We start from the raw sequence: 22,880 nt of genomic DNA on the forward strand, positions 1-22,880 counted from the left end.
TACAATCTCAATAATCACAAGCCTTCTCTCATACCCACGAAACGGGCCACATTAGTTAAGCATCTGTCATATTCAGCATGTACAATGCCGCCAACTTTTCAACCTTTGTAGACACATTATGATCAAGAAGCAACCGCTTACTCGTCATCGTGGCATTTACTTATTGCCCAATCTGTTCACCACGGGCGCCATGTTTGCCGGGTTTTATGCAATCACCTCGGCAATTAACGGCCGTTTCGAAACAGCGGCGATTGCCATGTTCATTGCGATGGTACTGGATGGCTTGGACGGCCGAGTTGCCCGCCTGACTAACACCCAAAGCGAATTCGGCGTGCAGTACGACAGCTTGTCCGATATGGTTTCGTTTGGCGTTGCTCCGGCTATTGTCATGTATTTGTGGACTCTATCCACCATGGGCCAAGCAGGCTTGTTCGCCGCATTTGTGCATATGGCCGGTGGAGCGTTACGTTTGGCGCGTTTCAACACGCAAGTGGAAGTGGCCGACAAACGCTATTTTCAAGGCCTACCCAGCCCGGCAGCGGCGGCTATTTTGGCCGGTGGATTATGGTTCTGCGTGGAAAACGGTTATGACGTGGAAAACATCAAGTATCTGGTATTACTAACCACCATCACTACCGGTTTGCTAATGGTCAGCAACTTCCGTTACTCCAGCTTCAAAGAAATCGATTTTAAAAACAAGGTGCCATTCATCGTTGCCATTATCGCGATGCTGGTTATCAGCTTCATAATGGCGCAACCACAGCGAATGCTGTTCCTGCTATCGGTCGGTTATGCCATATCCGGCCCTATAGTTACCTTGGTTTTGCGCAAACGTAAGCTGCAAAGCCGTAAAAGTTAGCGGATGAAAAATACCGGCGGCAAACCGTTGCTCGACGCCTTGGAAAGACACTGGCGCCAATATCGCAAACACTTGAAAGCCTGCCGCCAAACCGCCAGCGAAGATAACGTCCACGAATTACGCATTAGCACCCGGCGCTTGCTGGCGCTGATAGAATTGCTACATGCCTTGGAGCCACAACCCACATTACTAAGCATTCGCAAAGTTTTGAAAAAGCAACTCGACGGTTTCGACGAATTGCGAGACACGCAAGTCATGCTGTTCGAGGCGGCCGGATCCATGGCGATATTGCCGGGATTAGAACCATTCCTGGCTTTTATACATCAGCGCGAGCAACATCTATTGATAAACAGCAGGGCGCATATCGTCGCTATCTATCGAACGAAGACGCGACGCAAAATCCAAAAAGCCGCCAAACGCTTTAAAACCGAGATCGCCGGTACGGATTTGAGAGTGGCGATCCAAAGCGTAGTCGACGCCATGTATGCTGAGGTTGTTGGCCGCTATCAAGCGCTTAATCCAGCTGATCTTGCCAGCTTCCATCACCTGCGTATCGCTGCCAAAAAATTCCGCTACACGTTGCTCGCCGTACCCGCTAAATTTCTTGACCTACCGATAGACTACTTGAAAAAACTGCAAAACTCTTGCACCGACATGGGGGATATTCAAAACTCCCTGGTACTACTAGATGCCTTAGACACTTTTTTTCAGCACAAGATACCGGAAGAAATTAAGCAGCATTACCAATGCAAACAGCAAGCCCTGATAGAGGCTTATACCGCCCACTTAGCTGATATTTTGGATTTCCAACGTCGCTATGCAGTTTGACGCTGTGCCAACTTCAGGAAATATCTAAAAATTTAGAAACTCTTCCTCCGAAACGGCAGTAGTCCTTAGATAGTGCCGTCACAAGATTATGAGATAATCGGACTATCTTAATAATTCTGAAGGAAAAAGATGCTAGAAGCAGCGCATCGCCGACACGATATATCGGATCGCGTTTGGCAATTATTGGAACCCCACTTGCCTGGACGCGAAGGCGCTTGGGGTGGCAAAGCGCGTGATAACCGCTTGTTTATCAATGCGGTTTTCTGGATTTTACGCACCGGCGCGACTTGCCGCCCGACTATGGCAATTGGAAAAACACCCATCGCCGTTTTTGTCGTTGGAGAGATAACAGCATTTGGGAAACGTTGTTAGAGCAACTGGTGACTGAGCCCAATTATGAATGGCTGATGATCGATGCCAGCCACATCAAGGTTCATCCGCATGCGGCGGGAGCCAAAGGCGGCAATCAGGACATGGGGCTCACAAAAGAGGGCTCAACAGTAAGAGACATTTGGCCGTAGATGCGCATGGTATGCCGGTCAGAATACTTGTTACGGCAGGTACCACAGCAGATTGTTCACAGGATTCAACCTTGATCGATGGGCTGGATGCTCTACATCTGTTGGCAGATACACATCCGCTGTGTCGCACTTTGGACGACTATCTTATGACGACACTATCTAGAAGACCTTACCTAGCAAGGATTTTGATTTTCGCATGATGTTCCTAATATTGAGCTGTTGCTTGAAGTTGTAATCCCGAAAAAACTCAATCAAATCGGGGCTTCTACTTGGCGCTTCAACAATCCCGAACGATTTTCTAAAGATTTTTGACACCAGCATATTTGAGGTCAACAACCGCGAATCTCTTAAATATTTTTTGAACAAAATACCCGAGTCTTCATTGCACAGATGAAATACCACCGCATTATGACTGACGTTATCTGCTATTTCTTCGTGCCTGGAAATTAACTTAATATTTTTACCACCGTAAATTTCGTCCAGAACCCATTCGTCCCATCTATAATATGGATAGTCTTTTCCGTGTTTTTTCAGCAAATTATTGCCGATGTCATTCCATTCAAAATAAATATTTTTTTCGTCAATTATCCGGTCCTGTTCCTGAATTATTTTCTCCAGAACTTTACATCCGGGCCTCCCTACAAAACAACCTATGCTGGAGCCGACATCCTGGCATGCATAATCATAATTCTCCGGAAAATCAATAAGCGGCTCAATTGCATCCAATGCCACCATATCGCAATCCAGCCAAATGCCACCGTATTGATAAACCAGCCGAGTCCTGATGTAATCAGCCTTATGCGCAGCTTTTCTTAATTTAAACCATTCTGGACGAAGATCGGGCAAATACTGTTGAACAGTGTTTTGGTCAAGCAGGTGCAACGTAAGATTTCCTTTCTTTTCCTTGACACTTTGAATACATAATCTTATGTATTCCGGCTGCTGGTTTTCCCAATACATCCAGATATTATTCATTTAGTCTCCTGCTGCGAAACAGTTCTTTTGGCAAACGCCTTAAATCTAGGCCCTATTCAAAATTTAAACACACCGCATACTACTTGGCAAACTTCATATATTTTAAAAAAACTGCTCCAGATTCGGCGTCAAAAGTCCGATTATCGCTAGCCAGACCGAGCCGCTTTGCCTCTGTGACACCAATGATAATATACCGAGCTTGAGCCTCAGTCGGCAATCAAGTATAGTTTCTAACCATGAACAATCAGAAAAACGAATTTCATAGTCACTTAGTGTTCATGCCAGCCATTGGCAGACAATTGTTCGGCCTGTCTTTAAGATTGCTGCCCTGAGGGGCGCACTCTATCCTCATTTAAACAATACCACCCTTTTCTGTTCCTCGGCCTCAGCGCCGAACATTTCATGAACGGAGTTCTCATGAAAGATAAATTAATTATATTCGACACAACTTTGCGCGATGGTGAGCAAAGCCCAGGCGCCTCAATGACCCGCGATGAAAAAGTCCGTATTGCCCGCGCACTGGAACGCATGAAAGTCGACGTCATCGAAGCCGGCTTTCCAGCCGCCAGCCAAGGCGATTTCGAAGCAGTACAAGCAGTCGCCGATGCGATTAAAGACAGCACAGTTTGCGGTTTGGCGCGGGCGCTGGACAAAGACATCGACCGGGCTGGCGAAGCCTTGAAAGGCGCAAACAGCTCGCGCATCCATACCTTTATCGCGACTTCGCCGATCCATATGCAAAAGAAGTTGAATATGCAGCCGGATCAGGTCATCGAATACGCAGTTCGGGCAGTAAAGCGCGCCCGCCAGTACACCGATAACGTCGAATTCTCCCCGGAAGATGCCGGCCGTTCGGAAGAAGATTTCTTGTGCCGAATCCTGGAAGCTGTGATCGATGCCGGAGCGACGACACTTAATATCCCGGACACGGTCGGCTATAGCATGCCTCAGCAGTTCGGTGCGACTATCGCCAATTTGATCAAGCGCATCCCCAATTCCGACAAGGCTATCTTCTCAGTACATTGCCACAATGATTTGGGCTTGGCGGTTGCCAACTCCTTGTCGGCGGTGATGAACGGCGCGCGGCAGGTAGAATGCACGATCAACGGTTTGGGCGAACGCGCGGGCAATGCCTCTTTGGAGGAAGTGGTGATGGCGGTGCGCACCCGCCAGGATTTCTTCGGCTGCGATACCGGCTTGGATGCACGCGAGATTGTCACATGCTCGAAACTGGTGTCATCCATCACCGGCTTTCCGGTGCAGCCTAACAAGGCCATCGTCGGCGCCAATGCTTTTGCCCACGAATCCGGCATTCATCAAGACGGCGTATTGAAAAACCGCGAGACTTACGAAATTATGCGCGCCGAGGATGTGGGCTGGACCACCAACCGCATGGTTTTAGGCAAACATTCCGGACGCAACGCCTTCAAAACCCGAATGGCAGAGCTGGGCGTGGACTTTGCCGGCGAAGCCGATTTAAACGATGCCTTTTTCCGCTTCAAACAATTGGCCGACAAAAAGCACGATATTTTCGACGAAGACTTGCAGGCCTTAATCTCCGAGCAAGGCTTCGAAGCTGAAGACGAACACATCAAGTTAGTCGCCTTGAAAGTCTGTTCCGAAACCGGCGAAGTCCCTAACGCCACCGTCACGATACGTGTCGATGGCAAGGAAGTCACCGGCAGCGGGCAAGGCGGTGGTGCAGTGGATGCCAGCTTGAAAGCGATAGAAAGCCTAGTGAAAACCGGCGCGACTTTGGCGTTGTACTCGGTTAACAACATCACCACCGGCACGGATGCTCAGGGTGAAGTCACCGTCCGACTGGAAAATGCCGGCCGTATCGTTAACGGCTCCGGCGCTGACACCGACATCGTGATCGCCTCGGCCAAGGCTTACATTAACGCGGTTAACAAACTGCAAACGCCCGACCAACGTCAGCATCCGCAAAAAGGCGATGTCTGATTTTTGAGCCACCATGGATAACGCGACCCGCTTGCAGTACTTGGAGGCGATGGGCATTGACGTCTGGACACCTAGGCGTCTACCCATCGCAGTTCCGCAAGCGGCCGTTGATTGCGAAAGTCCAATCGAACACGTAGTACCGGCTACCCCCTTTGCAGCCCACGAAGTTGAGCCTTCCGAGCAAACGGTATCAAGCGTCATCGAAACCGTTAATATCGAATTTCCGCGACATTCCGCTTCGTCGCCATCATCCCCCGCCAACGATCAAATATGGAGAGACTTGCAGCACGAGGTTTCTTTATGCCAAGCCTGCTCGCTGTGTAAAACCCGCACCCAAACCGTATTCGGTGTCGGCAACAAACAAGCAAGCTGGATGCTGATTGGTGAGGCGCCTGGGCAGAATGAAGATTTACAAGGCGAACCGTTCGTCGGCAAAGCCGGCCAATTATTAACCGAAATGTTGCGGGCGATAGGTTTAAAGCGGGAAGAAGTCTATATAGCCAATATATTGAAATGCCGGCCGCCGAATAACCGTGATCCGCAAGCCGAAGAAGTCTCCGCCTGCAATCGCTTTCTGCAGCAGCAAATCGAATTGATACAACCGAAAATAATTTTGGCGGTAGGCCGGATTGCTGCGCAAAGCTTGCTAACCACCCAACAATCTCTGGCAAAATTACGCGGCGTTCAACACCAATTACACGATATTCCGCTGATTGTCATTCATCACCCGGCTTACCTATTGCGCTCGCTACTGGAAAAGGCTAAAGCCTGGAGCGACTTGCAGTTTGCGTTGTCGGTCTATCAAAAACTAGAAAAATAAAACCATGTGGAAACTGTTACATAAACTGAAAGATGCAGTGATTTACGACGCGGACCGCGAGTTTTACGCCAAGGTGTTTCCAGACTCGGTAGATAGCAAAGACTTAATGCGGATACGCAAAATGGATCATGCTGATTTAACCAGCGTCTTGAAGATAGAAGAGTTAAATTACGAATTTCCGTGGTCGGAAGGGATATTTAAAGATTGTTTCCGCACCATGACTTACACCAGTTGGGTTTGCGAGGCGCCAGATGACAATATCGTAGGCTACTGCATCATCAATGTGGCTGCTGGCGAAGCTCACATTATGAACATCAGCGTCAACCCCACCTTTCAACGCCAGGGAGCCGGCCGCAAAATGTTGGAACACTTAATCGAATACGCCCGGCCCCGCGCTGAGAAAATATTCCTTGAGGTGCGCCCCAGTAATCCTGGCGCCATCAATTTGTATCGAAAAACCGGTTTTCGCGAAATCGGCACCCGTAAGAATTATTATCCAGCCAAAAACGGTCGCGAGGACGCGATTATGTTTGAGTTGGATCTGGTGCCTATGCTCTAGCAGGGTTATGTAGACTCACTGTCGGCCTAAATTGTATTAGTCACGACTTGATCTGACACATCGACTTGAAAAGATGAGAGTTACCGGTTTTGATAGGGGTGTCGAATCCTTACACAAAACACAAAAGGTAACTCTCATGATCCATACAAACAATCCGATCATTAAACACAAAGCGGGGCTGTTAAATTTAGCCCAAGAACTGAATAACGTCTCCAGAGCCTGCAAGGTGATGGGTGTCTCGCGCGATACGTTTTATCGTTATCAAGAGCTTGTGGCCGAAGGTGGCATTGATGCCTTAATCGACAAAAACCGCCGGTCTCCGAATCTGAAGAATCGCGTCGATGAAAGCATTGAGCTAGCAGTGAAAGCCTATGCGGTTGAGTGGCCAGCGCATGGACAGCATCGAACCAGTCATGAACTGCGTAAACAAGGGGTATTCGTATCCGGCAGCGGCGTTCGCTCCATCTGGTTACGGGCATGACCTGGAGAACTTTAAAAAGAGGCTTAAAGCACTGGAAGCCAAGGTAGCCGCCGAAGGGTTAATGCTGAGCGATGCGCAGATTGCGGCGTTGGAGAAAAAGCAGCAGGATGATCAAGCCTGCGGCGAAATCGAAACAGCCCATCCCGGTTACCTGGGTTCGCAGGATACCTTTTACGTTGGCAACCTCAAAGGGGTTGGGCGGATTTACCAGCAGACTTACGTGGACACCTACAGCAAAGTCGCTCACTGCAAACTGTACACCACCAAAACGCCGATTACTGCCGCGGACATCCTGAATGACAAAGTATTGCCGTTCTATGAAGCCAACGCATTACCCGTTCTACGCATTCTGACGGATCGCGGCACAGAATATTGTGGCAAGGTCGAACAGCATGATTATCAGCTATACCTGGCGATCAACGACATCGACCAGACCAAAACCAAGGCCATGTCGCCGCAAACCAATGGGATTTGCGAACGCTTCCACAAGACCATCTTGCAGGAGTTCTATCAGGTCACGTTCCGCAAAAAGCTCTATAGCGACCTGGATGAACTCCAAAAAGATCTGGACGAATGGCTGGTTTATTACAACAATGATCGAACTCATCAGGGCAAAATGTGCAACGGCAGAACGCCGATGGATACCTTGCTGGATGGAAAACAGATTTGGGCTCAAAAAAATCTGAACCAAATCTAATCTGACAGACACCCCGCAAAAACGGTAACTGTCAGATCAGGTCTGAGCTAATACACCTAAATTATCCCGCCAACACTATTCCTCGTAAACGGTAACCAATCCGATTAGGGCTGTACATTGGGCATTTAACAAAGTTATACAGCCGGATATTTTTTCAATCTATCTTTCAATTGCTGAGTCTCTTGCTTCAACCAATTTGCCGTTTGGACTCTGAGGTCAATTTCGTAAAGATATATTGGATTTGCTTGAAAACCAGCATCACGGGTTTTAAGCGAGTTGGATTTACCGAATTTAGTTTTCATCGTAATTCCCTTATTTGAAGCTTGTCTAATCCCCACAAGCAATTGAATTCGTTAACTTACAAATACTGCTCAGAAAAGTAACTAGTCGTACCGAAAATGTAGGTTGCTAACATTTGGCAAGAGGTACAAAGCAAATATCACACCATTTTCTGGCAACGGAATGGCCTTCGCCTGCTCGAACGATCTGCGTAAATAAGAAAATTTTTTCAGCGCAGTATTGCCATAAGTGACAGTTACCTGACATTTTTGGTCAGTAACGCAAAAGATCGCTTATCTTTGCCCCATACGTCGACGCGCCAAAGCCAAAAGCTAATCTGTTAGGCTGATGACGAGATCGTTTGATTGCACAAACATAGCGCCACCACCAAGCTATGGCAGTTCAAATGAATAAATTTGTAAAATTTAATTGACTTTAAGAAAGCGAACCAAGGGTTTGTTTTGGATGATTTTGTCCAATTTTTCGGAAGCACGCCATCTACGAGAGTGAGCAACACGCTGTTGAGTTTTAGCAAAATGGTGGCAGAATCGGTCCAGCCGATAGCTTTTGGGAGGTCTTATGAAAATACTTGCAGTACTGATACTCGCCGGACTTACTTATGGTCTTGCGTTATTCATACTTGGAATAATCAAAGAATTGGCGGAATTCGCCGTTGAGGCATGGCGTGACGTTGAGATAGGAAGATAATTTTATTTAATAGCAGTCAAACCGACATATTTAGTTTTCAAGAACGCATTAAATTGTCAACTAGACAATCATAGCCGGGAGCAATACCCGGCTTTTTTGTGTTCGTGGTTTTCTAGTGCACGTATCTAAACTATAAATACGGGTAATCTTGAAGGCGGCATGGTTTTTATTGGCACACTACTTGAGACAAATGCCGGCTGTCGGTGCGTCGATTTAGATAACAGTCGCCCGCATTCCTTACAGATAAAGTTCCCGGTTGGCGACCCGTAGGCGAATTCCATGGTCAAGTTAGAGTGGTCGCAATAATTGCCGTCTATATTGCTGGTTATTGGTATCGCTTTTAAATTGTCCATAATTTTTCCTTATAACCGTCTAAGCTAGATTTGTATGTCGGTACTTTATTCAGACTTCCTTAAATCTAGATTATGTGTAAATTAAGATTGCATTATTAGTGGCCCGAGCAAATCCGGCCACGCGCTAATTTGCCATGAATTTTTAAATTTGCCGGTATAGTTTGGCTCTTACGCTTAATGCAAGTACACGGTCTAATGCCTTATCTGTGCGCCGAAAACCCTGTGCTCACGATTGGTGAGATTTTACCGACCGGCTTTAAACTTCAAGGCATGCGCCATCACTTGATAGATGTAACTTTGCTCTTGTACGCCATGAAATAAATGCGCTTTGGGACCGAACGCGAAAATGGCCACATCTTCGGCGCCGTGCGTTTCGCTGCCTAGCGGTACAACGGCTTCCTGCAGAAAATCGGGATGCGTGGTTTCGACGGCGCTTAGATCGGGGCGGCCTTTTTGACCTCGATAACCCGGACCGTTGGCGTATCCCAACGTCGCGTAAGGCAATCCGTTACTGTCCTTGGCAAAACCTTTCTCGCCAGCTTGCTTGACCAAGCCCATGATCGGATTACCGCGTTGCGGATAGCCGGCGATGGTAAAGGTATGGCTATGGTCGGCGGTAACTATGATTAACGTATCCTGAGGATTGGTTTTTTCCAACGCCTTGCGTACCGCATTAGAGAGCTCGATGGTTTCCGTCAAAGCTCTATAAGCATTTCCGGCGTGATGGGCATGATCGATACGGCCCGCCTCCACCATCAGCACATAGCCTTTTTTATTTTTCGACAATATCTCTATGGCTTTTTCGGTCATCTCGGTCAAAGACGGCTCGCCACCTTTGTCACCAAACCGATCATGCTCGTATTCCATATGCGAACGCTCGAACAGCCCCAGCAAATGCTCAGTTTGCTTGGAGTCTATGGCGTCGAAGCCGGCTTTGTTATAAACGTAAGCCGATTGCGGATATTCGGCTAGCCAACGCCGGGTTAAATCCACACCATCTTTACGGCTACCAAACTTATCACTATCTTCCGGATCCGGCGTTGTTTCGGGCAAAAACATGCTGCGCCCGCCACCCAAAGCCACTTCCAGGCCGTTGCCGTAATCGAAATCCAGCAGTTGCTTGGCTATATCGCGAACGGTGGCACCCGCGGGAACTTGCGCATCGGACTCCCAATCGCGTTCGGAGGTGTGGGCGTAACAAGCAGCCGGCGTGGCATGCGTAACTCGGGCAGTAGAGACAACGCCAGTTGATAGGCCTTTTTCCTCGGCTTGCTCCAGCAAGGTTTTCACCTTATAGGTATTGACGACCTCTGCACTCTTTTCCTGGCGAGCCACCTGCATGCCTACCGACAATTCGCCATCATTGGTTTTCACACCGGTAATAATCGCTGACATGGTCGGCGCAGAATCCGGAGTTTGCTGATTGGCGCTATAGGTTTTCGATGGCGCCACATACGGCGCGGCTTCGAAACTCAGCGAATTCTCCTCGCCACCGCGATTGCCGGGTTTGCGCTGACCCTCCAGAATACGCGCGGCGGTAATAGTCGAAATGCCCATACCGTCACCAATGAACAGAATGACGTTTTTGGCGAATGCTCGATTAGCTTCCAGTTGCTCAGCCGCCTTGATACGGTTTTGCCCAGATTCCAACCAGAATGCCGGCGTTTCCAAAACCGGTTCAGCCTGCGATGTCCCGGCCGCCAAGCTCAGTGTTCTTATCAGAATTGCGGATTTATAGTGCATAGGAAGCATAAGTACCTTTGAGGGATGTTTTTTAAATCAATCGCCACAGTTCTAAACGACTTCAGCACCTAGCTTTAAAATGCCCGCATTGAACCGGCGATACCAGATATACGTCACTAGCAGCAACACCGCCAACACCCCGAAAAAACCTTTGTCACCCAAGATAACGTAAGGCGTAAGACCACGCATCGGCACTATATAATCGGTTAAAGTCGTGGTGGTAAACAAAGGCGCTTGATTACTTAATACGCCGTCCGGACCAACAAAACCGGTCACACCGGTATTGGTCGCTCGCACCAAGTAGCGGCCGGTTTCCAGCGCCCGCATTTGCGCCATTTGCATGTGTTGATGCGGCTGCGAGGAATCGCCGAACCAAGCGTCGTTAGTCATATTGACGATATACGCTGCATCCGCCACTTGCCTGGCAACCAATTCGCCGAAGGCATCTTCATAACAGATCGTGGTGACAAACGCATGACCGCCCGCCGTCAACAACGTTTGCCGGTCGCCACCGGCCGCGAAATCGCCCAGCGGTATTTGCAACTTATCCAATACCCAACCCGATAAAGGCTGAAGCGGTAAATATTCGCCAAATGGCAGTAAGTGATTTTTATGATACTGGGCTTGTTTTTCGCCCAGGGTCATGACGCTGTTGTAATAATCCTTACCCTGCCCGCTACTGGGTAGCCCAACCACCAAGTCAACCCCATGCGCTTGCGCGGCAGTTTGTAGCGGATCGATGTAGAATTCTTTCACTTGCGACAGAAAGGCCGGAATCGAAGTTTCCGGCCAGATAATCACATCAGAATCCCAATGCTGTTCAGTAAGTTCCTGATATAGCCTGAGTGTGTTGAGTTTCTGATTTTTCTGCCACTTCTGATCCTGGCCGATATTGCCTTGTACCAAGGTGACCTTGATCGGCGCGCCGGCGGCTTGAGTCCACGACACCGTTTGCAAATAGCCACCACCCGCCCAAATTACCCCTAAAACCAGCAGCCCCGGCAAAGCCGGCAATTTGCCACGCAATAATTCGACTAAGGAAAAAGCCGATACCGCCAACAAAAACCCGACCCCATAAACCCCGGCCAGTGGAGCGTAACCGGCCAACGGCGTAGATAGTTGGCTGTAAGCGATTTGCAGCCACGGAAAACCGTTCAACAACCAATAACCGCGGAAATACTCGACGGCTACCCAAGCAATAGCGGCAGCTATTATGCGTAGCCAAACCCCGGAAAAGATTGAGGCTTTGGCGATAAACCAGCCTGTCAAAGCCGGAAATAAGGCCCAAACCGCTACCAGCAAAGCCGTCAGCGCAATCGAGCTATACGGGTCGCCGCCGCCGAAATCATGAATACTGATATACGTCCACCAAATCCCCGATCCGAACAAACCCAAACCGAATAAATAACCAGTAAGAACAGCCCTGTTCGGCGCCTGCCGCTGCCAAATCCAGTAAATAAAAGCTAAAGCGCCGATTGCGGCGTAAGCATAATCGTATGGCGCAAAGGCCATGGTGAGCAATGCTCCAAAAACGGGGGCGGCAAGTTCCCATTTATAATTCAATATTCGCTTCATTACTCTGCTGTGTTTATTCGATGGAATCGGCATTTTATGCAGCTGCCGAGGTTTCGTAAAATCGGCAACTGCCTATAGCCGTCAATCTGAACTAAACTGAGTTTATGTTTTCAACACATCTTAACTCGCAAGTACATGACCAATAACGCATCACTGCCTTTTGAGCTGTCAACGGAATCCCTCGGCGGATGGATTAATTCACTAAGCGCGCTACCCGCGGCGAACGCGGCGAACCAGTTGAATCTGGTCCTTAAACAACTGAGTCGCTTTAACGGCACAGCCGCAAACGTATTGCCGATACTCGTAAACTTAACCCCGCTGACATTGCATTTATCCAATGGATTGACCAACGCGGCGCGTTCCGAAACAGACATTGCCACCAACAGCAAAGCGCTGAAAATTGCGAAACTGGCCACCCAGTTACTCAGACATTTGAGCCTGGCTTTTTGCCGCACGGTCGAGACCAAACAACTCGACACGTTGCCGACCCAACAAGCGATATTTTATGCCTTGCAGTTAGCGGGCTATTGTCTGCGCAGCACGGCGCTGTTTTACGAAATGCCGTCCACGACCTTGTGGAAAAAGAGCGGCCTGCTTTACAGCATAGCCGGCGAACTGCAACTGTTAAAAAAACCGGTCTCGTCCAAACCGCAGGAATTCAAGTTACAAAGCACCATTGAAGCAGTCATCAAGCGCAACGTATTGTTTGCACTCAGCAAACCTAACCAATACTCAACAACTGAAATCAATCAATTATTTCAGTTGGTCAGTCGGCATCAGGATCGCCTGGAGATCAGCAAAACACCCAATCCGGATTGCCGTTTTATTTGGAATCTGGGCAGTGAACCAGGCCCAATACCACGCATTAACAGCACATTGCCGCGCGGCTCGGTATACATCAACTGCCTAGGGCTCGGCCATGCCTTGCAACTTGGCGAAATCGAGACCGAACTGAATTCAAACATGCAAACCAAACTGGCCTTGCATTTGACGGGATACAGCAATATTTTCGCATCGGTGGCCATCGGCCCGTCGATGCCGGCACACTTACTCGAGGGCTTCGTTGCGGTTAGCGCCCATCTACAAGGTGAAGAAAAATTATCGAAAATCATGAACCTGAGCTCGCAGTTATCGCGCGGAAGATCCCTGGCTCGCGATATGTCTCTAGTGCCGTTGGAACATGAAAAAAGCTTCTACAAACCGTTAAATTCTTCGCTAATCAGTTTTCCCGAGCATGGCACCAGTCTGAGCCTGTTACGCAATGTCAGTAAACAATTTCTGGTAGCGGAAAGCCCCGCACCCAATTGTTCAACCGGCGATATTGGCTTACTTTGCCGGGAGCAACAACCCGCCAAACTGGTAATAGTTCGCCAGCAAACGCTCTTTGAAGATGTGACACTAATTTTGCTGGAACCCATAATCGGCAACATTACCATCCACGATATCGAAAATGCCGGTGAAAGTAACAGCCAGAAAGCGATAGTCATCGGGATGGAAACCGCTCAACCTGAAGTGTTGTTAGCCAACAGCAAATACGCGGTAGGCAGTAAAATCAAACTGCTATACGGCAACACCTTGTATTTGAAAGCTTGCGTGGACAGTACGCCCTGGTTAGTGCGCTTCAAGGCCGGTGTTGATTTGTGACGCCATGCGGGACGTGGGCTGCTGCAATTTGATGTGACTCCGCGGAATCGCAATGGCCTTTTTGATCATCGAAGAAAATATCGGCCCCGAACGCTTTTAAAAACGCCCCCTTGGGCATGCCGCCTAAAAACAAGGCTTCATCTATCCTGATTCCCCAAGCACGCAAGGTTCTGACGACCCGCTCGTGCGCGGGCGCGGCGCGTGCGGTGACCAATGCCGTGCGAATTGGCGACAAATCTTGATCGAAATGGGTTTGAATGCGGTGCAAAGCACTTAAAAACTCTTTCAATGGCCCGTCCGATAAAGGCTTATGCGCTTCGTTGCGCTCGTTGGCCGCAAAAGCCGCCAAACCGTGTTGCTGATAAATGCGCTCGGATTCGTCGGAAAACAGCACCGCATCACCATCGAAAGCGATCCGCAATTGCGGAGACGGATTGGCTACCGCGCCGGAGACAATGGTTGCGGCGGCATAGCCCGCAGCCAAGGCCTTTCTCACATCCTCGCCATTGGCGGATAGAAACAAATGCGCACCGAAGGCCGGGATATATTCGTAAGGGGATACGCCGCTGGTAAACGCCGCCCGGCTAATCGCCAAATCGTAGTGGTTGATTGAGTTAAAAATACGCAAGCCGGTATCCGCGCTATTTTGCGACAGCAGGATAATCTCCACCAGCGGCGCCCCGGGAAAGGCTTTGTTGATATCTAAAAATTTCTTGACCAAGGAAAAGCCGAAACCCGGCGGCAGAATTTCATTTTCGTGCTCAATCTGATAACGACAAAAGGCTTCCTTGCCCTGGGTTTCGAAAATCGCATGCGATTCATCGAGATTGAATAAGGCCCTGGAGGATACTGCAACTACCAGTTTCTGATTATCCATGGCTATTCTTTATTGCGGGTAACCCACACCGAATCGAGATTGAGGGTTTTCTTGATTTTCGCCGCGTACGCCGCCGCTTCATACTGTGTTTTAAAACCGTCCACAAACAGACGATACCAGTTCTCGCCCTTGGATTCGGTTTTGACTACTTTGGCAGGGACGCCCTTTCCCGCGAATTCTTGGGCTTTACTCTTGGCGTACCAATCCTGTTTAAACGCAATTAAATTGACCGCCCAATTTTCTTCCACCGGTTCCGGCTTTTTCTTCTCCGGTTTAGGAGCCGGCGCGGCAGCTTGCGCTCGACCTTTTTCCAAGGCACTCACCTTGTTTTGCAAGGCTTCTATGGTGGCGCCTATTTGCATGATCTGGCTGCTGATTTCGGCAGAAGGCTTGGCTTGATCGCCGTTGGCTTTTGCCGCACCCGGGTCAGCATGCCCCGCCTTACTTAATTCAGCGATCTGAGTGGCCATCACACCATTGCTGACCGTCAATTCATCCAGCTGTTTGCGCAACATTTCCTTGTCCGCGGCATCGCTGGTGGGCGCGGCATTCACTTGTTCCTGCAATTTCCCGATAATAGTCACCAACTCGCCGACTTGCGACTTGGCAATCATGCCTTGTATGCCTAACCCAGTGCCAATCAGCAGCGCCGCCACCGCGATGCCGTTCGCCACATAGGCAGCTACCGGTTTTTTCGCCGCCAAGGCCTCCACGGCCCGCTTGGTTTTCTTCTGTTCGGTCTGCACGCTTTCCAGACTATCCAGACAACCCAGCAGCTCATTTTTACCCGCCGCCTCGGTTAAATCGTGGCGCATCTGCTGCTGATGCTTCTTGAGGTCGACGATATTCCGATTCAAAGCGGCAATTTCGCTGCTATGATCGATGACTTGTACCTGCGGCACCGGGCTTGCCTCAACTTGCTCGACCGCAACGGCAATCGGCGCTGTTTCCGGCTCATTGCTCTGGACGACGACTAATTCTTCCTCGTTATTTTGCTCGCTGACCGCTGCCGCAAATATCTGATCCAAATCCGGCTCCGGTTCCGGCGCACTTGCTTGGACGCTGTTATCGGGTTCTTCCAAATCGGCAAAATCATCGACGATTGGCGGTGCCGACGGTGCATATTCGTCATCAGCCGAAATATCGAAATCGGCAATTAGAAAATCGGCATTACCGCCAGCCAATTCAGCGTCATCGGAAAACTCGTCTATTTCTGCCATATTCTCCAGCTCGTCCATCACGGTTTCCGGCAAACCCACTGCGGCGACCGGAGTGTCTTCGGCGAAATCGTCGATTTGACCGACCCGCTCTAACTCTGCTACTTCTTCAAATACATCATCAACCGGCAAATCTAAAGGGTTCCCCTGATTTTCGGCATCGACGATATCGGCAAACTCATCGTCGATAACTTGCTGCTCGCGTCCGGGATTAATGCCGATGTCGGCGTTGAAATCGTCGCCAAACTCATCAATATCGTCGGCTAAACTCGATACTGCCTTAGGCTCATTCGCACTCAGCAATTCATCGATATCCGCGAACTCGTCGATTTCCTGTTGCGCCTCAGGCTCGAATGTCTCGTCGCCCACCAGCAAACGGTCAATGGCTTCGTCATCATCTATTGTGCCAACCTGTTGTTCGGAGGGGTCGCCAATATTGAGCATGGCATCCAGATCGTCGGCGAACGCATCCAAGGTTTTTTTGTTTTTACTACCAGTCGATTCAGCCATGTTTTTTCTCGTTTAAGCCGCACATAGTTCAGCAAATGCTGATTTGCAAGCACCGTAAGGTGTCATTTAAGCGCAGTTACCAAGGCATTGACCTCCATGCGTTGCTGCAAATCAATGTCCCGAAAACCGGCCTTAGCCATCTGCTCCAACGCGACGGATTCGCGCATAACATGATTTTCCGACTCGTCGTTAAACAAATGGACTATCCAATGCTCGAGCAAATCCAATCGGTTGATTTCGGTCAACACCTTAAAATAGCCGCCGACTTCTCTCTGAATGCTGCGGGTATGCGCGCTAATATCATCTAAGGCATAACGGTCACCGTTGACGAATTTTCCACCCGGCTTTAACACCCGATATATTTCTGCCAACACTTGACGCCGGTAATCGCTATGGAAATTATGCAAAGTATATGCCGACGCCAAAATATCGACGCTGTCGCTCGCCAATGCTTGTAATGCCGCCAAGGCGTCCTCGCCGGAAAAACACAATCTGCCTGCTGCGACCCAGTCCCGCAAACTCTGCTTCGCCTGATTTTGCATAGTGGGTTCGTTATCGACACTTAATATACTTAGGTTATCCGCGGCAGACAGGATCGCCAACGTGGTGATACCCGTACCGCCACCAAGTTCAACCACTGTCTGGGGAGCGCTCTGCTTCTCACAGTAATCGCCAACCATTTCACCGACTAAGCGGCTCATTTCCGTCGCAAATGGGCATATCAAGTTGAGCATTTGATATTCTTTACCAATCACGCTGGAGAACATCGCATCGAAGGGTTTTTCTTCCGTCATGATTGCTCTTTCAGTTTTTGTTTTGCGTCGTACGCTGCCAGTTGCTCCGGAGTGGCTTCGCGTTGATATTTATCTTTCCATTCGCTGTAAGGCATGCCGTAGACAATCTGCCGTGCTTGCTCGTAATCAATGTCGATTGCGCGTTCTGCGGCGGCGGCTGCATACCATTTAGCCAGGCAATTCCGGCAAAAATCAGCGAGCACCATCAGTTCGATATTCTGCACTTCGGTATGCTGTTGTAAATGGGCTAGTAGTTGCCTGAAAGCCGCCGCTTCCAGTTCGACGTTATTGGACTGAATCATGAAATCCTCCTTTAAAACCGGCATTTTAGCAGCAAAGCCGTTAGGCTCATGTACAATTGCACCCAAAGATTCTACAATGAAGTAATTGATACTTGGGCTCTAATCGCGCTTTGTGAACACAATACACAGTTCATCCTTGGCTTTTTATCCGGTCGGCTATAACCAGCCGAGAGCCGTACGGCCGGATAATAATCTTGAACAAAAGCAAAAGCCTAATAGCGACGAGACCGGGATACCTCGGCAGAATCCTGATTTACCTAAAACCTCGTCAACCGCTCAAATCAAGGCTGCTTTGGCGGACAACGGGTTGACAGTAAGCAATAACGACCAACCAAGTAATTCGCGTACCTTGAAAGCATTGAACGCCTACACAGAAAACCGCAATCAACCCGCCCAAAACCGGGTTGCCGAGATCATTTCCGGTATCGATCTTTACGTCTAACCTCCCTCCCATCTTTAAACGTCAATCATGAAACCGCTTTTAGAGTTTTTCCCTATCGTTCTATTCTTTGTCGCGTACAAACTGTACGACATTTACATTGCCACTGCCGTCGTAATCGCCGCCACGGTTGTGCAGGTCATCAGCTATTGGCTGCTCTATCGCAAAGTGGAAACCATGCAGTGGATTACTCTGGGATTAATTTTGGTCATGGGTGGTGCGACACTATATTTACAGGACGAGCAATTCATTAAGTGGAAACTAACCATTATTGAGTGGCTGTTCGGCGGTGCATTTTTGGTCAGCCAATTCGTCGGCAAAAAAACTTTTATAGAACGTATGATGGGCGCAAACCTCGAATTGCCGGATCGTATCTGGAAACGCCTTAACCTGAGCTGGTCCATGTTTTTTATCGGGGTCGGCTGTTTAAATTTGTACGTAATGGCGAACTACAGCACCGACGACTGGGTCAGTTTTAAAACTTTCGGTGTTCCTGGCCTGATGCTTATTTTTATTGCCGTACAAATAGTGTTCTTGTATAAGTTTATTCCCGCACCAGAGGCTAAAGAGTAATGTTGTATGCCGTCATTGCCGAAGATGTCGCGGACAGCTTGAGTAAACGCCTGGCCGCCCGCCCACAGCATCTGGAACGATTAACCGCATTACAAAACCAAGGCCGCTTGGTTTTGGCCGGACCGCATCCTGCGATAGATAGTGATAACCCCGGCGATGCCGGATTTAGCGGCAGCCTGATTGTTGCCGAGTTTGCCAGTCAGCAGGATGCGCAAGACTGGGCCAATGCCGATCCATATATCTCCGCGGGCGTATATGCTCGTGTTACCGTTAAACCATTCAAACAAGTATTTCCCCAATGACAGCCGACCATATCAGACAGAAGCTGGAAGAAGCTTTTAAGCCAGAATTAATCGAAATCATCGACCATAGCGCCGCGCACGCCGGTCACGCCGGCAACAAAGGCGGCGGTCATTTTCATGTCACCCTCATATCCACTCAATTTGAAGGTAAATCCCTGGTACAAAGACATCAGCTGGTTTATCAAGCTTTGGGTGACATGATGAAGGATGAAATCCATGCCCTGGGCATTAACGCTTTAACCCCCTCTGAAAACAGCTAAAGGAAATTCTTAAGATGAAACTGAAACTTATTCCCCTGATACTAGCCAGTAGCGTATTGTTACCCGGTTGCTTCGAAGAAAAAGCTAAGGAAGCCGCCGCACCAGCAGCGCCGACTGTCAGCAAAGAGGACGCGGTTGCTTCTGTTAACGGCACCTATATCAGCAAGAAAACCTTGGAAACCTTGGAAAAGGAAATTGCGGAACGCAGCCAAGGCCAAACATTCCCAAAAGAACAGCTATTGGAAGAACTGATTCAACGCGAATTGTTGATTCAGCAAGCCGTACAAAAACAACTGGATAAATCGCCGGAAGTGATTGAACGCATGGCGACCGTTAGAAACTCCTTATTGTCGCAAGCGGCCCTGCAAGACTACCTGAAAGCCAACCCAGTTACTGACGAAGAAATCAAAGCGGAATACGACTCCAAAATGGCTAATATGGGCAGTGAATACAAAGCCCGCCACATTTTGGTTAAAACCGAAGACGAAGCGAAAAAACTGATCGCTGAACTGGAAAAAGGCGGCGATTTTACTGCGCTGGCTAAAAAACATTCCATCGATCCAATGGGCTCCGAAGGTGGCGATTTAGGTTGGTTTACCGCAGACCGTATGGTCCCGCCATTTTCTGAAGCAGTGGTTGCACTGGAGAACGGCAAATTCAGCAAAACACCGGTACAAACTCAATTTGGCTGGCACGTGATTCTGCGCGAAGAGTCCAGAGCTTTGACACCACCGCCATTTGATTCCGTCAAAGAACAAATTCGCCCAATGTTACAGCGCCAAAAAGCGCAAGCCATGATCGAAAATTTGCGTAAAAACGCCAAAGTTGAAGTCTTGCTGCCGCCGACACCGCCAAAGCAAGAAGAGGCTCAACCAGCAGCGCCAGCTGATCAGGCTGCACCAGCTCCTGCTGCAGAGGCCACTCCGGCCGAACCGGCCAGCGCCGCACCTAACGCAGACGTAAAACCCACCGAACCAGCGGCTACAGCTAAATAACGCACACCCAACAGGGCGGTCCAACCGCCCTGTCTTTTTATAGTACAAGTCCTAAATTGCTATAAGCTCAGCTTTCTAAATAACTATGCCGCTTGAACTATGCCGCTTGGACTATGCCGCTTGGACTATGCCGCTTGGACTTGAACTCGGGCGTGCATCTTCCGATTCTGCGTATTTTCATCCAGTAAAGCTTTAATACTGGCTGTGCATTTTCCACATACACCGCCCGCCCCCGTGCACTGCATTAGTTGCCTGCGATTGCACGCACCTTGGCTAATTGCCTGCCTGACCTGCCTATCGGTGACCGCTTTACACACACATACGTACATGACACCCTCTCTTAAATCATATGCACATTAATGATAACAATTATCATTTAAAAGTAAAGCATCCACCATCACTTTTTTTCCACGCGAACTTCCGGAACCAATCAGAGTCCGAAGATGCAATTACCTTGCTTTGCTTAGGAAATACGCGGGATTGAGGCATGAACCCGAATTGCAAACCCGGGTTTGTTCATGATTAAATAGGACGATAACCTTTTCGTCATTTATTACAGAGCCAATGATGCAAGACTATCAAACCCAAAAACCCACCGTGTTGGAAATACTGGACACTCATCAAGCGATGCCGGGTAATCTGCTGCCCATATTGCATGGTATTCAGGACACACTGGGCTACATCCCGCCGGCTGCCGTAGTAGACATTGCCAAATCACTCAACCTTTCCCAAGCGGAAGTCCACGGGGTTATTAGTTTTTATCATTACTTCCGGGAAACTCCGCCCGGAGAGCACACGATAAGGATTTGTCGGGCCGAATCATGCCAAGCCATGAACGGTAAAGCATTTGAAACCCATGCCAAACAACAGCTTGGCATCGACTTTCACGAAACAACAGCCGACGGAATTTTTTCATTAGAACCTGTTTATTGTTTGGGTAACTGCGCTTGCTCGCCATCAATCACGATAGACGACGAGGTGATTGGCCGCGTCACAACCGAAAAATTCGACCGATTGCTAGCCACTTATAAAGGTGCCAAATAATGACCCGCGTATTCATATCCCGCGACTCCACCGCGCTTTCCTTAGGTGCGGAGCAAGTTGCCAAGGCCTTAGCACAGCAAGCCTCCAGCAAAAACCTATCAGTAGAAATTGTCCGCAACGGCTCGCGCGGATTGTTCTGGCTGGAAACCCTCGTAGAAGTCGAAACCAGCCAGGGCAGAGTTGCCTATGGTCCAGTGCAAGCAGAAGATGTGGCATCTTTACTTGATGCCGGCTTGCTAGAAGGGAAGCAACACCCACTCTATTTAGGCAACATTGAAGAAATAGCTTATTTCAAAAATCAAAACCGTCTTACATTTGCCCGCGTTGGCTTAACCGATCCAGTCAACATCGACGACTATTTGGCTCACGATGGATACCGTGGCCTGAAAAACGCACTGGCTTTGCAAGCCACCGAGATCGTCAAGCAGGTCACTGACTCAGGCCTGCGTGGTCGTGGCGGCGCCGCGTTTCCGACAGGCATAAAATGGAACACAGTACTAAACGCCCCTGCAGACCAGAAATACATCGTCTGCAACGCCGACGAAGGCGACTCAGGTACCTTCTCCGACCGGATGATCATGGAAGGCGACCCCTTCGTATTGATCGAGGGTATGACTATCGCTGGCTTGGCGGTGGGCGCTACCCAAGGTTATATTTATCTGCGCGTCGAATATCCGCACGCCAAAATCGCACTGAATCAAGCCATCGAAGCCGCCTACAAAAACGGCTATCTGGGCGAAAACATTCAAGGTAGCGGCAAAACCTTCCACTTGGAAGTGCGTAGCGGGGCGGGCGCTTATATCTGCGGCGAAGAAACATCTTTATTGGAAAGCTTGGAAGGTAAACGCGGATTAGTGCGTTTTAAGCCACCGCTTCCCGCTATCGTCGGCCTGTTCGGCAAACCCACCATCGTCAACAACGTCATTTCGCTGGCCTCGATTCCGGTGATCCTGGACAAAGGCGGCGAATATTATAAAAACTACGGTATGGGCCGTTCGCGCGGTACCCTACCCCTACAACTGGCGGGCAACATCAAACATCCAGGGTTGTTTGAAGTGGCTTTCGGCATGACCTTGCGCGAGCTGCTTTACGATTACGGCGGCGGCTCCGCCAGCGGCAGGCCGATACGCGCGGTTCAGGTGGGTGGTCCATTGGGTGCCTATCTTCACGAAGGCCAGTTCGATACCCCGTTGGATTATGAAGCCTTCGCGGCTATATCGGCGGTATTAGGCCATGGCGGCATCGTGGTTCACGACGACACCGTCAATATGGCCGACATGGCCCGTTATGCAATGGAATTTTGCGTGGAAGAATCCTGCGGCAAATGCACACCTTGCCGAATCGGATCGACACGCGGCGTCGAAGTAATAGACCGCATTGTCGACGGCGTGCAAAAGGATAAAAACACCGTGTTGTTGCGCGATTTATGCGACACCATGACTTACGGATCTTTGTGTGCGATGGGCGGCATGACACCATTCCCGGTGTTGAGCGCGCTGAATCATTTCCCTGAAGACTTTGGCCTCGAAGCCGCCAAAGCCTGATCGATTACCAGGAGATAAA

23 protein-coding genes and 2 pseudogenes are annotated in these 22,880 nt (G+C 49.3%); 16 read left to right on the forward strand and 9 right to left on the reverse strand.

From position 1 onward, the window contains the following. The first annotated feature begins 118 nt into the window (after positions 1-118). From pssA to ACWAU0_RS01690, 3 genes and pseudogenes are all read left to right on the forward strand, one after another. Entirely contained in the window at positions 119-859 is a 741-nt protein-coding gene (gene pssA, locus ACWAU0_RS01680; RefSeq protein WP_033158857.1) for a CDP-diacylglycerol--serine O-phosphatidyltransferase, read from the forward strand. Between the two features lie 3 nt (positions 860-862). After that, positions 863-1,687, forward strand: a complete 825-nt coding sequence (locus tag ACWAU0_RS01685) for a CHAD domain-containing protein (RefSeq protein WP_458138121.1) — start codon at positions 863-865, stop codon at positions 1,685-1,687. A gap of 129 nt (positions 1,688-1,816) precedes the next feature. After that, positions 1,817-2,318, forward strand: a pseudogene (locus tag ACWAU0_RS01690) (IS5 family transposase); the annotation flags it as partial. Between the two features lie 49 nt (positions 2,319-2,367). On the opposite strand, the gene ACWAU0_RS01695 reads toward ACWAU0_RS01690, so the two are convergent. After that, on the reverse strand, positions 2,368-3,183 hold the full coding sequence (locus ACWAU0_RS01695) for a capsular polysaccharide synthesis protein (RefSeq protein ID WP_458138122.1): 816 nt from the start codon (positions 3,181-3,183) through the stop codon (positions 2,368-2,370). Positions 3,184-3,600: 417 nt separating this feature from the next. On the opposite strand from ACWAU0_RS01695, the gene ACWAU0_RS01700 reads away from it, so the two are divergent. From ACWAU0_RS01700 to ACWAU0_RS01715, 4 genes and pseudogenes are all read left to right on the forward strand, one after another. Then, the gene (locus tag ACWAU0_RS01700; protein ID WP_033158855.1) at positions 3,601-5,145 is read left to right on the forward strand and encodes a 2-isopropylmalate synthase; all 1,545 of its coding nucleotides are present in this window, start codon (positions 3,601-3,603) and stop codon (positions 5,143-5,145) included. 13 nt (positions 5,146-5,158) lie between these two features. Beyond that, on the forward strand, positions 5,159-5,965 hold the full coding sequence (locus ACWAU0_RS01705) for a uracil-DNA glycosylase (RefSeq protein ID WP_458138123.1): 807 nt from the start codon (positions 5,159-5,161) through the stop codon (positions 5,963-5,965). A 4-nt stretch (positions 5,966-5,969) separates the two neighbouring features. Beyond that, on the forward strand, positions 5,970-6,524 hold the full coding sequence (gene rimI, locus ACWAU0_RS01710; RefSeq protein WP_458138124.1) for a ribosomal protein S18-alanine N-acetyltransferase: 555 nt from the start codon (positions 5,970-5,972) through the stop codon (positions 6,522-6,524). A 136-nt stretch (positions 6,525-6,660) separates the two neighbouring features. Continuing rightward, positions 6,661-7,702 (forward strand): annotated as a pseudogene (locus tag ACWAU0_RS01715) (IS481 family transposase). 134 nt (positions 7,703-7,836) lie between these two features. On the opposite strand, the gene ACWAU0_RS01720 reads toward ACWAU0_RS01715, so the two are convergent. Further along, positions 7,837-8,004 (reverse strand): hypothetical protein, encoded by a 168-nt coding sequence (locus ACWAU0_RS01720; protein WP_171696308.1) that lies wholly within the window; start codon positions 8,002-8,004, stop codon positions 7,837-7,839. A 556-nt stretch (positions 8,005-8,560) separates the two neighbouring features. Between ACWAU0_RS01720 and ACWAU0_RS01725 the strand changes: the two genes are divergently transcribed. Further along, positions 8,561-8,689: a hypothetical protein gene (locus ACWAU0_RS01725; protein ID WP_020482963.1), complete on the forward strand. Its 129-nt coding sequence runs from the start codon at positions 8,561-8,563 to the stop codon at positions 8,687-8,689. A 596-nt stretch (positions 8,690-9,285) separates the two neighbouring features. On the opposite strand, the gene ACWAU0_RS01730 is transcribed toward ACWAU0_RS01725, so the two are convergent. Both ACWAU0_RS01730 and lnt read right to left on the reverse strand, forming a co-directional pair. Continuing rightward, on the reverse strand, positions 9,286-10,785 hold the full coding sequence (locus ACWAU0_RS01730) for an alkaline phosphatase family protein (RefSeq protein WP_458138125.1): 1,500 nt from the start codon (positions 10,783-10,785) through the stop codon (positions 9,286-9,288). A gap of 51 nt (positions 10,786-10,836) precedes the next feature. Continuing rightward, entirely contained in the window at positions 10,837-12,393 is a 1,557-nt protein-coding gene (gene lnt / locus ACWAU0_RS01735; RefSeq protein ID WP_458138126.1) for an apolipoprotein N-acyltransferase, read from the reverse strand. A gap of 102 nt (positions 12,394-12,495) precedes the next feature. Between lnt and ACWAU0_RS01740 the strand changes: the two genes are divergently transcribed. Beyond that, positions 12,496-14,004: a cyclic-di-GMP receptor FimW-related protein gene (locus ACWAU0_RS01740; protein ID WP_458138127.1), complete on the forward strand. Its 1,509-nt coding sequence runs from the start codon at positions 12,496-12,498 to the stop codon at positions 14,002-14,004. Here the strand turns inward: ACWAU0_RS01740 and ACWAU0_RS01745 are convergent. The 4 genes from ACWAU0_RS01745 to ACWAU0_RS01760 form a co-directional block, all read right to left on the reverse strand. Continuing rightward, positions 13,982-14,881, reverse strand: a complete 900-nt coding sequence (locus ACWAU0_RS01745; protein WP_458138128.1) for a 5'-nucleotidase — start codon at positions 14,879-14,881, stop codon at positions 13,982-13,984. The two genes, ACWAU0_RS01740 and ACWAU0_RS01745, sit on opposite strands and share 23 nt — an antisense overlap. Positions 14,882-14,883: 2 nt before the next feature. Continuing rightward, positions 14,884-16,608, reverse strand: a complete 1,725-nt coding sequence (locus ACWAU0_RS01750) for an SPOR domain-containing protein (protein ID WP_458138129.1) — start codon at positions 16,606-16,608, stop codon at positions 14,884-14,886. Between the two features lie 62 nt (positions 16,609-16,670). Beyond that, a complete protein-coding gene (locus ACWAU0_RS01755) occupies positions 16,671-17,402 on the reverse strand; it encodes a class I SAM-dependent methyltransferase (RefSeq protein WP_458138130.1) in 732 nt (243 codons plus the stop codon). Next, positions 17,399-17,704 (reverse strand): DUF1244 domain-containing protein, encoded by a 306-nt coding sequence (locus tag ACWAU0_RS01760; protein WP_458138131.1) that lies wholly within the window; start codon positions 17,702-17,704, stop codon positions 17,399-17,401. The genes ACWAU0_RS01755 and ACWAU0_RS01760 overlap by 4 nt, the downstream gene beginning before the upstream one ends. 112 nt (positions 17,705-17,816) lie before the next feature. Between ACWAU0_RS01760 and ACWAU0_RS01765 the strand changes: the two genes are divergently transcribed. Genes ACWAU0_RS01765 through ACWAU0_RS01785 form a run of 5 tightly spaced genes read left to right on the forward strand, consistent with a single transcriptional unit; the run spans position 17,817 to position 20,273 of the window. Next, positions 17,817-18,146 carry a hypothetical protein gene (locus tag ACWAU0_RS01765; protein ID WP_155931108.1) on the forward strand — a complete coding sequence of 110 codons (330 nt, stop codon included), beginning with the start codon at positions 17,817-17,819 and terminating at the stop codon, positions 18,144-18,146. Between the two features lie 27 nt (positions 18,147-18,173). Next, positions 18,174-18,716 (forward strand): septation protein A, encoded by a 543-nt coding sequence (locus ACWAU0_RS01770; protein WP_026601926.1) that lies wholly within the window; start codon positions 18,174-18,176, stop codon positions 18,714-18,716. Beyond that, on the forward strand, positions 18,716-19,018 hold the full coding sequence (locus ACWAU0_RS01775) for a YciI family protein (protein ID WP_458138132.1): 303 nt from the start codon (positions 18,716-18,718) through the stop codon (positions 19,016-19,018). The genes ACWAU0_RS01770 and ACWAU0_RS01775 overlap by 1 nt, the downstream gene beginning before the upstream one ends. Beyond that, the gene (locus ACWAU0_RS01780) at positions 19,015-19,278 is read left to right on the forward strand and encodes a BolA family protein (RefSeq protein ID WP_020482975.1); all 264 of its coding nucleotides are present in this window, start codon (positions 19,015-19,017) and stop codon (positions 19,276-19,278) included. Before ACWAU0_RS01775 ends, ACWAU0_RS01780 begins: the two co-directional genes overlap by 4 nt. Before the next feature lie 14 nt (positions 19,279-19,292). Beyond that, complete coding sequence (locus ACWAU0_RS01785) at positions 19,293-20,273, forward strand: peptidylprolyl isomerase (RefSeq protein ID WP_458138133.1); 981 nt, start codon at positions 19,293-19,295, stop codon at positions 20,271-20,273. Between the two features lie 125 nt (positions 20,274-20,398). Here the strand turns inward: ACWAU0_RS01785 and ACWAU0_RS01790 are convergent, their stop codons facing one another. Then, positions 20,399-20,602 carry a (2Fe-2S)-binding protein gene (locus tag ACWAU0_RS01790; protein ID WP_458138134.1) on the reverse strand — a complete coding sequence of 68 codons (204 nt, stop codon included), beginning with the start codon at positions 20,600-20,602 and terminating at the stop codon, positions 20,399-20,401. 238 nt (positions 20,603-20,840) lie between these two features. On the opposite strand from ACWAU0_RS01790, the gene ACWAU0_RS01795 reads away from it, so the two are divergent. Together ACWAU0_RS01795 and ACWAU0_RS01800 are read left to right on the forward strand one after the other, a co-directional pair. Beyond that, on the forward strand, positions 20,841-21,317 hold the full coding sequence (locus ACWAU0_RS01795; protein WP_458139188.1) for a formate dehydrogenase subunit gamma: 477 nt from the start codon (positions 20,841-20,843) through the stop codon (positions 21,315-21,317). Continuing rightward, on the forward strand, positions 21,317-22,861 hold the full coding sequence (locus ACWAU0_RS01800) for a formate dehydrogenase beta subunit (protein WP_458138135.1): 1,545 nt from the start codon (positions 21,317-21,319) through the stop codon (positions 22,859-22,861). Before ACWAU0_RS01795 ends, ACWAU0_RS01800 begins: the two co-directional genes overlap by 1 nt. Positions 22,862-22,880 lie beyond the last annotated feature (19 nt).

Source organism: Methylomonas sp. Uni0009, from assembly GCF_054188105.3.